This window comes from Psychrobacter immobilis (assembly GCF_904846285.1).
In the GTDB taxonomy this organism is placed as follows: Bacteria; Pseudomonadota; Gammaproteobacteria; order Pseudomonadales; family Moraxellaceae; genus Psychrobacter; species Psychrobacter immobilis_D.
Map to the genome: position 1 here is coordinate 1 of NZ_CAJHAD010000044.1, position 8,147 is coordinate 8,147.

7 protein-coding genes are annotated in these 8,147 nt (G+C 40.7%); 3 read left to right on the plus strand and 4 right to left on the minus strand.

Going from position 1 to position 8,147, the window contains the following annotated elements:
• Nucleotides 1-425: 425 nt before the first annotated feature.
• Entirely contained in the window at nt 426-2,591 is a 2,166-nt protein-coding gene (locus JMX13_RS13255; RefSeq protein ID WP_201613276.1) for a MobA/MobL family protein, read from the minus strand.
• Between the two features lie 287 nt (nt 2,592-2,878).
• Here JMX13_RS13255 and JMX13_RS13260 point away from each other — a divergent pair, with 287 nt between their 5' ends.
• Entirely contained in the window at nt 2,879-3,358 is a 480-nt protein-coding gene (locus JMX13_RS13260) for a hypothetical protein (RefSeq protein WP_201613278.1), read from the plus strand.
• A gap of 248 nt (nt 3,359-3,606) precedes the next feature.
• On the opposite strand, the gene JMX13_RS13265 is transcribed toward JMX13_RS13260, so the two are convergent.
• Nucleotides 3,607-5,226, minus strand: a complete 1,620-nt coding sequence (locus JMX13_RS13265; RefSeq protein ID WP_201613280.1) for an AbgT family transporter — start codon at nt 5,224-5,226, stop codon at nt 3,607-3,609.
• Nucleotides 5,227-5,851: 625 nt separating this feature from the next.
• Between JMX13_RS13265 and JMX13_RS13270 the strand changes: the two genes are divergently transcribed.
• Nucleotides 5,852-6,442 (plus strand): recombinase family protein, encoded by a 591-nt coding sequence (locus JMX13_RS13270; RefSeq protein ID WP_201613282.1) that lies wholly within the window; start codon nt 5,852-5,854, stop codon nt 6,440-6,442.
• Between the two features lie 221 nt (nt 6,443-6,663).
• The gene (locus JMX13_RS13275) at nt 6,664-6,978 is read left to right on the plus strand and encodes a hypothetical protein (protein ID WP_201613283.1); all 315 of its coding nucleotides are present in this window, start codon (nt 6,664-6,666) and stop codon (nt 6,976-6,978) included.
• 535 nt (nt 6,979-7,513) lie between these two features.
• Here the strand turns inward: JMX13_RS13275 and JMX13_RS13280 are convergent.
• Nucleotides 7,514-7,882, minus strand: a complete 369-nt coding sequence (locus JMX13_RS13280; RefSeq protein WP_201613284.1) for a hypothetical protein — start codon at nt 7,880-7,882, stop codon at nt 7,514-7,516.
• A 51-nt stretch (nt 7,883-7,933) separates the two neighbouring features.
• A partial coding sequence (locus tag JMX13_RS13720; protein ID WP_227686339.1) for a hypothetical protein occupies nt 7,934-8,147 on the minus strand: 214 nt, incomplete at its 5' end.

An 8,147-nucleotide genomic window follows, 5' to 3' on the forward strand; every position in this document is an offset into this window, starting at 1 on the left:
CAAGCTATATTAACATTAAAAACAGTTAAATAAACAGTAGTTAATATACAACTGTTTTTTCTGCTCATTTACTGTTTTTTTAAAAACACTCAAGCTATATTAACATTAAAAACAGTTAAATAAACAGTAGTTAATATACAACTGTTTTTTCTGCTCATTTACTGTTTATTCTGCTCATTTACTGTTTTTTCTGCTCATTTACTGTTTATTCTGCTCATTTACTGTTTTTTCTCTTTGTAAGCTATTGATTATAAAGGCGAAAAAAGGCTCTTAAACAGGAGTAAACAGGAGTAAACAGGATCAAATAAAAACCTTTAAAGAAACGGGTGATAAAATTTTTTGTGGATAAGTGAAAAATCATCACTTAAACAACATAGCTTGGCTAAGCAATTTATCCCTCAGTAATCGTTTTTTTAAGGATTAGATTAAGGGCTAAATCCTCGGCTAGGTGTATTAGTTCTACTCACTTGATGATGATAGGACTCTAAACCACCCTGTAAGGCTTTGTGTTGGCTTTCAGACAGCTCTTTGCCATATTGCTCAGTAAACGTCTTTAAAGTAGCTTTAAGGGCCTCTGAGTAGGTTTTACGCTGGGTTGTTGGTAAGGAGTTAACATCACGCAACGCAAGTTTGAATTGCTGACAGGTTTTATCCAAGGTATCTGCTAAATGTTCTTTGGCAACTTTTCTAGCTTCAGCTGGGTGGTTATCCTGATTGATGTAATGCGTTAACCCTTCTATGTAGCTAGACGATGAGATGATGTCCCGAGTCATTCTGCCAACCTCTCCTGCGCTACCGCCCAACTTGTCGATGATACTGCTATTAGATGCCGCTCGTTTTTGATCGATGTTGTCTCTGAAGTCTGTAAAATGCTTGGTAAGCGCTAGATACTGCTCACGTTCAGCGTTAGGATCACGCAACAGCTTGATAATGGCTTTGTTGTTTTCAACCAGCGTGTAATCAAAACGTTTGGCCACTTGGCGTAAGTGCGCGGTAAATTCCACGGCTTTATCGTGGTCCTCAATACCATGGCGCTGTGCAAACTCGCTGAGTAGTGCCACTTGACGCTGATCAAATTTATCAGGGGCGTCAGCCGCGGTTTCTCCTTGCGCCCATCTGATAGCCATATCATCACGATGACGTTGTATCAAGCGCATCGCTAGGTGCAGCTTCATACGTTCAGCATACTCAAAGATTCTCTCATCTTCAAAACGGTTTGCTCGAGTGTCTCGATCAATACGTCCTTCTTGTCGATCAAGTCGAGCAGCTCTTGCTCGTCGTGCGTCGTCATCGAAGGGGCTGGGGGCTGGTCTTGCACTTCGCTCAGTTGCTTTGTTGATTTCAATATCTGACTTTCCGATAGCTTCAGTGATTCCCTCAATTGCTTGTTTTGTGTCATTAATTCTTTGTTTTGTGTCATTAATTCTTTGTTTTGTGTCATTAATTCTTTGTTTTGTGTCATCACATCGCTTTGGTAGGTTTTCGCATCGTTTAGCTGCCCAAGCAACGCCTGATTTTGTGTCTTCAATGCATCGTTTTGTGTCGTCAACTCGAATTGCCGTTCTATTATTTTGTTCTGTGCAGTACGTAATGTGAGGTTCTGAGCTTCCAGAGAGTTGTTTTGCAAAATCAGCTCGCTGTTTTGTGTCTCCAACGCTGCCAGGTAGTCTTGCGTTTTTCTCAGTTGCCCAAGCAAGTCCGTTTCTAAGTGCGCTAATTCGTCGCTCATTGTCTGCCTCCTGTTTGATATGGTTGTCAGCCACCAATTTATTACGTGCTTTGATGGCGCGGTTGGTGTCTCCTTTTTCGGTCGTGATGCCTCGGCGCTCCATGGCCGTCGCCTCTACTCCCATTTTAATGGTGGGCTGCTGATCAAGCCCCTGATCCTTATAACTGCGCGCATCCATCAGCGGTAGATGATATTGCGCCAACACTTTATTGGCGGTATCTACCCACATTTCACGAATACGCTTAATCTCCTGCATCGATGACGGCAGATCATGCGCCTTACGTTTTTTATTGGACCACTCAAACGGGGTCTTAAGCTTTGGGTCAAACGCCAAGGTTTTATTTAGTCCAATGGTAGGCGCTCGAGTAGTGACTAAAATATGCGCGTGAAAATTACGGGGATCAGGGTTTTCCTCACCCTCACGCAAATATTTAGAGCTTGGCGGCACATTAGGATCAAATGGCAACTTCATCACCGGACGATGGATACACACATCCGCAATCACATCCATATCGTCACAAAGCTTTTGGGCAAAGTTTATGGCCAGCTGATGCCGATCATACTCGTCTAACTCATACGGCAAATTAATCAGCCACTCACGAGCCACCCGACTGTCCGAACGTGTCTCTGCCGCTTCAGCGGTATTCCAAAGCGTTTCTCTATCCACACTCACACCCAGCGCTTTTAATGAAAACGGTAAAACGATATCGCTGCTCATCACCCCAGACTTTTTGCTATAGTCATGGGTCTTGCCATATTTGGCATCATCAAGCACATCGCCAGCACGATAGGCGGCCGACGCCACAGCCGACTGCCCTGCTTTTCGAGAAATCGCCTTTGTTGCAATGTGTACCATTGTCATAAAAAGTCACCTGCTATTTTTGCTTTTTGCACACCACCGCTTTTTGTGGTGTGCGGGGTTTGGGGTTTCCCCAACGAAGAAGGATTCAAAATTAAGATAGTAACGAAGTGGATAGATTGAATTTTGAGTCGTTACTTCGCCCTTAGTCAGGGAGACGCCACCATTAAATAATAAACTAAGCTATCTAAGGTTTAGGATGTAATTGTGTTAAAGCTTACCACAAGTGATTGAACGATAGTAAGGTGCTTGCTATGCTAAGTAAAATTTAATTGATAAGGATAAATCTGATGTCAGTATCTAATAATAAAGCGCCTGTATCTATTTTTGATAATCAAGATTCTAATGAGTTAAAAGAGCGTCAACGGTTGGAAGAGTTAAAACGCCAAGCTAAGGTTCAGCAAGTAAAGTTAGAGAAACGCCTGAACAAGCAGAAGATTTTAATGGGTGCGTTTTTGGGTCAGGTGTTGGCAACTGATGGTGAGAGTGAGCAGATGATTCGAGAGTACTTTGCGATTCATTTTCCAGATTTCTTAACGAGAAAATCGGATAAGGAATTGTTTAAAAGCATGATCGAAGGTTTAGGAGGTGATATGGGATTGGATGAGGGAAAAGATTCTTCTGCGGTCAATATGCAAACATCTAATCATGAGGCTGAAAATAATCAGCAAAATGAGTCTTATAGTAATGCTGAGCATGACACACGTGATCTGCTGTCAGATGATAATACTTATTCTACTGATGTCAGTGATCCAAACTACCGTGGGTAATAGAAATACTAAAAACGTGATGTTAGAGAAAAGCTAAAAAGAATCTATAGCATGGTCTCAATCGACGCCGGCCACTAGCGATGATGTGGGTTTCAAACACTGGCTTGAATGATTGGCAAAAGTTGTCCATATAAGAAGTCCTTTTTGCATAAGTTGGTCTTGATAAATTTACTTTAGCAATTGTGGACTTCTTTTTTGGCGCTCCCTTATCCCGAACTGGGGTCATTTAGCAAACCTTCGATTCACTACTATCTAGCAGGATAAAACGTCTCTGCACCAGGGCCTACTGGCAGACCAAATACAAACACCCAGACGCAAAATAAAATAATCCAACCAACTAAGAACGCAATTGAATAAGGTAACATCATCGCCATAAGTGTGCCAACACCAGTATTTCTCTTATAACGAATAGCAACTGCCATAATGAGACCAAAATAGCTCATCATAGGGGTAATGATATTAGTCGTCGAATCTCCAATACGGTATGCGGCCTGTATCATCTCAGGCGCATAGCCAGTTAGCATTAGCATGGGGACAAATATTGGTGCTGTCACGGCCCATTGCGCAGATGCCGAACCAAGCATCAAGTTAACCACCGCACATATCAAGATAAAACCGATCAATAAGAAAGGACCTGTTAAACCAATATCGTTTAGGAAAGTTGCACCAGATACTGCCATTACAGAACCAAGGTTTGACCAATTAAAGAAGGCGGTAAACTGCGCGGCAAAAAAGACTAAGACGATATAAATACTTAGCGAGCTCATCGCATGGCTCATCGCATCTACTACATCTTGGTTGTTTTTTAGGCTACCAGTAATCTTTCCATATATATAACCGGGTATGGCAAAGAACACAAAAATGAAGACAACGATGCCCTTTAAAAATGGCGAATTTGACAACAGACCTGTCTCAGCATTACGCAGGATGCCGTCAGCAGGTACCACGGTCCAAGCCAGTAATAAGCAGAATACCAGCATACTAATACCAGCCCAAAAAAGTCCTTTTTTCTCAATAGCAGATACGCGTTCAGCTTTGGTATCTAATACTGAGGGATCATCGGCGTCAGTAGGATTGTACTTACCAAGGCTTGGCTCGACGATTTTCTCGGTCACAAGATAACCCAAACCACTAATCAAAAAAGTACTCACCATCATAAAGTACCAGTTGGCTTCTGCTCCAACAGTGTAAGCTGGATCGATGATACGTGCCGCTTCTTGAGTAATCCCTGATAATAAAGGATCAACTGTGCCAAGTAATAGATTAGCGCTATAGCCACCAGATACCCCAGCAAATGCCGCCGCGATACCAGCTAATGGATGTCGACCAAGAGAGTGAAATATGACCGCAGCAAGTGGTATCAAAACCACATAACCAAGCTCAGCGGCCGTGTTTGACATAATACCTGCGAACACAATAGTAAAGGTAACCATTTTCTTTGGCGCGTTTAACACTAGCCCACGTAGTGCGGCTGATATCATTCCAGAGCGCTCAGCGATACCAACACCAAGTAGTGCTACCAGCACCGTACCAAGTGGCACAAAACCAGTAAAGTTGGTCACCAAGTTTTCAACAATACGAGCTAAGCCCTCGCCGTTTAATAAATTGACGACCTCAATAGTTCCATCAGCGCTACGGCCGCTTGCACCCTCTGGTCGTGGATCGATTACCGATATACCAAAGTAAGACAGGACTGCTGAAAGAACCAGTAAAAATACTGACATCCATACAAACAAAATAACAGGATGCGGTAGTAAATTACCGAGCCACTCTACTCCTTTTAAAAACCGCTGCATGCGCGAGTCTTGCTCTGCTGCATCAAAATTATTATGTGGCGGATTGCCATTTGGCGAGTTACTTCCTTGCATAGCCGATTATCTCCTTCAAGATTAAGTACTTTTGATGCGCTTAAAGTGTATGAAAACACCGATAAAAGGTTATGATTGGAACATAATTGGAAAACAGAAACAAATAATTTTGTCTCATAAAACAAATTGTTTAGAATTTTGAGTAATAAGTAACCCCAGTTCAGAAGAAGGGAGCGCCAAAAAAGACAAAAACAAGAAGTTCACAATTGCTAAAGTAGGTTTACCAAGACCAACTTATGCAAACAGGATTTCTTCCATGAACAACTTAACCGAACTATAATGCCTCTTGGTCAGTCATCAAAGCGCTTGAGCGCAAAAATAAAGAGCTCAAATAAGCCAACGAAACTATAAGGAACGCGGGCGCTTTTATGCCTAGGAGGAGATGGGCGGACCGCCCAAGTGATGGTTGATTTTATTAATGATCATAAGTTGTAATATGAGTTCGGGCCAATATTAAAGTACTACCGCCTGCTCCGTCACCCTATCACTTCACTATACCTAAAACATAAAACCTCTAAACGATAATTTGTCTATCATTAGACTTGTTTCTAATGTTAAATGATAGTAATATCTGGCTATTATTAATGAACATTAATTATTAAGTCTAAGTAATAGAGGTGGCGTTATGACCGTTCGTATTTATGTGAGAGCCAGCACTAAGGATCAAGACGCTAAGAGAGCCTTGTCTGACTTGATTAGCTTTAGCCAAAGCTATGATGATAACCATGTTGAGTACGTTGAGCATTTCAGTGGTACAAAGCTCGATAGGCCAGTATTAGCTAAGCTATTAAAGGACGCTGATCAAGGCGATATTCTGCTGGTTGAAAGCGTGGACAGATTAAGCAGGCTATCTCAAGATGATTTTGCAATTCTAAAGCAGCGCATCAAAGACAAGGGCTTGCGATTGGTGGTGGCCGATCTACCAACCACACATACGGTAAGTAAGGGCATGACAGGTGAGATCCTAGCAGTGATTAACCATATGCTGATCGACTTGTTAGCAACAATGGCAAAGCTGGATAATGACAAGCGTAGAGAGCGTATCAAGCAGGGATTGGCTAACAGTGGCTATAAGCCCACCGGTAAGAAGCCTAATACAACGAAACACAATCGTATTAGAGAATTGGCCAGTCAAAATAATATGACAAAAGAGGAGATTGCTAAGGCGGTTGGTGTTGGGGTAGCTACCGTTTATCGAGTGATAAAAGAGAGCTAGACCGCCCCAGGATTCACCTATACTTTAACTTCCGTACTATAGCTTTGCTTTTTCTTAGTCATGGCAAACTCCTCATCGAGTCGTTAGTTTACTAAGTTTACTTATACGGTTTCCTCAGCATAGCTCAGTATTCCAAAGCGTTTCTCGATCCACACTCACACCTAGCGCCTTTAGCTTAATGTAATAGATAGAGAGTTAAGTAGCCAAAAAAAAGGATGGTCATGTTTAAGTTTTTAGAGTATAAGAAAACTGATACGTGGGTTGATAATGTATTAGTAATAGTGATACGCCTTACAATTACAGGATTTATAGTAATGTTAGGGTTCTTCTTGGCGTTTGTTGCAACGATGGATCCACCTATTGCACCTCATATTTGGAATGGGGGTCTGGATGGCGGTATTAGAATAGGCACTATTGTTATCGGCTTGGGTTCATGTGCTGCTATATTGCTTTGGTTTTTCTGGACTCTATGTTGTGATATCTATCGCTTTATTATTCGTACATCCCTGCCCGACTCTGATACTGAAACCAAATAGAGCAAGTAAGATTTATAGCTACCTATTATTAATAAAAACCACAGAAAGAGATTTAGATGCCAAGTTTTATAGTTGTAGACGATGAAATTATTAACTTATCGGAAATAAGACGGATAATTGCGGATAAAAAGCGACTTACAATCACATTTCATTTAGGGTTTTGGAATGGTAACGCATTCAAACGATGTACTGACAACGAGCATTTTGAGGAAGTTTTTAGGGATATAGTAACCAAGTTAGAAGCTGAGCACGTTTAAACAGACTAATCGGAGTGTCCAATTTTAGCTATCGCCAGTCATTGACTGGTGATAGCTAAAACCATAAGTGGCGTATGATGGTTGAGATGACCATAGAGAGTACAAAGAAATACCAATACAGATGTTTAGGTTTGACTAAATTGGTATATTTATAAAATAAAAAACTGAAAACATTTAAAATAAGTAATATACCTAAGAAATAAGCAGTAGGTATTAATTCTTCCATCATATTAGTACTCTCTAACAGTTTTTTTTATGGCTTACTAAGCATGATTCAGTTAACCAAATAGGCTATACAGTATTACAGCAATAAAAAGAAGGGATGAAATATCATCACCCAGTATTATCCATTTATGCCAAGTTTTATCCTTGTTATTATTATGCATAATAGAGCTACCGTTGTAATGACTTATAAAATCATCGTCACTTATATAGTGCCTTTTTTTCGATAAAGATATTTTTTGATCTAGATCTATAGGTATGACAACTTGCTTCAAAGCTGCTAAAAATACTCCTAGCCATATTAAAATGTTCTGTATATCCCTATCTATCAAAGAGTGTATGAAAAAACCAAAACTTAGGATTAAAGCCACAATAAAAAGCTTGCGGTAACTTCCCTTTGGGTAATCTAGGACAAATTTCCTCATCAAAAACCCTATATGTATTTTAAAAGTAAAATTACGGATAAGACCCTTCCTTTATACACAAATTTTGCTAACTGTAATTTCATTTTCGTACTTACCAGTAGGTCCGTAACCACCTTCAGAACCGATTACGCCGAGCACACAAGTTTCGAACGATTTGTAGTAGCCGTCTTGACCAATTTTATTAGAGCTTTCCATCAAAAGCCGTTTGGGATCTGCCACATAGTAAATTTTGCCATTCGCCTCTAGCTCATGTACTTCAAAGCTT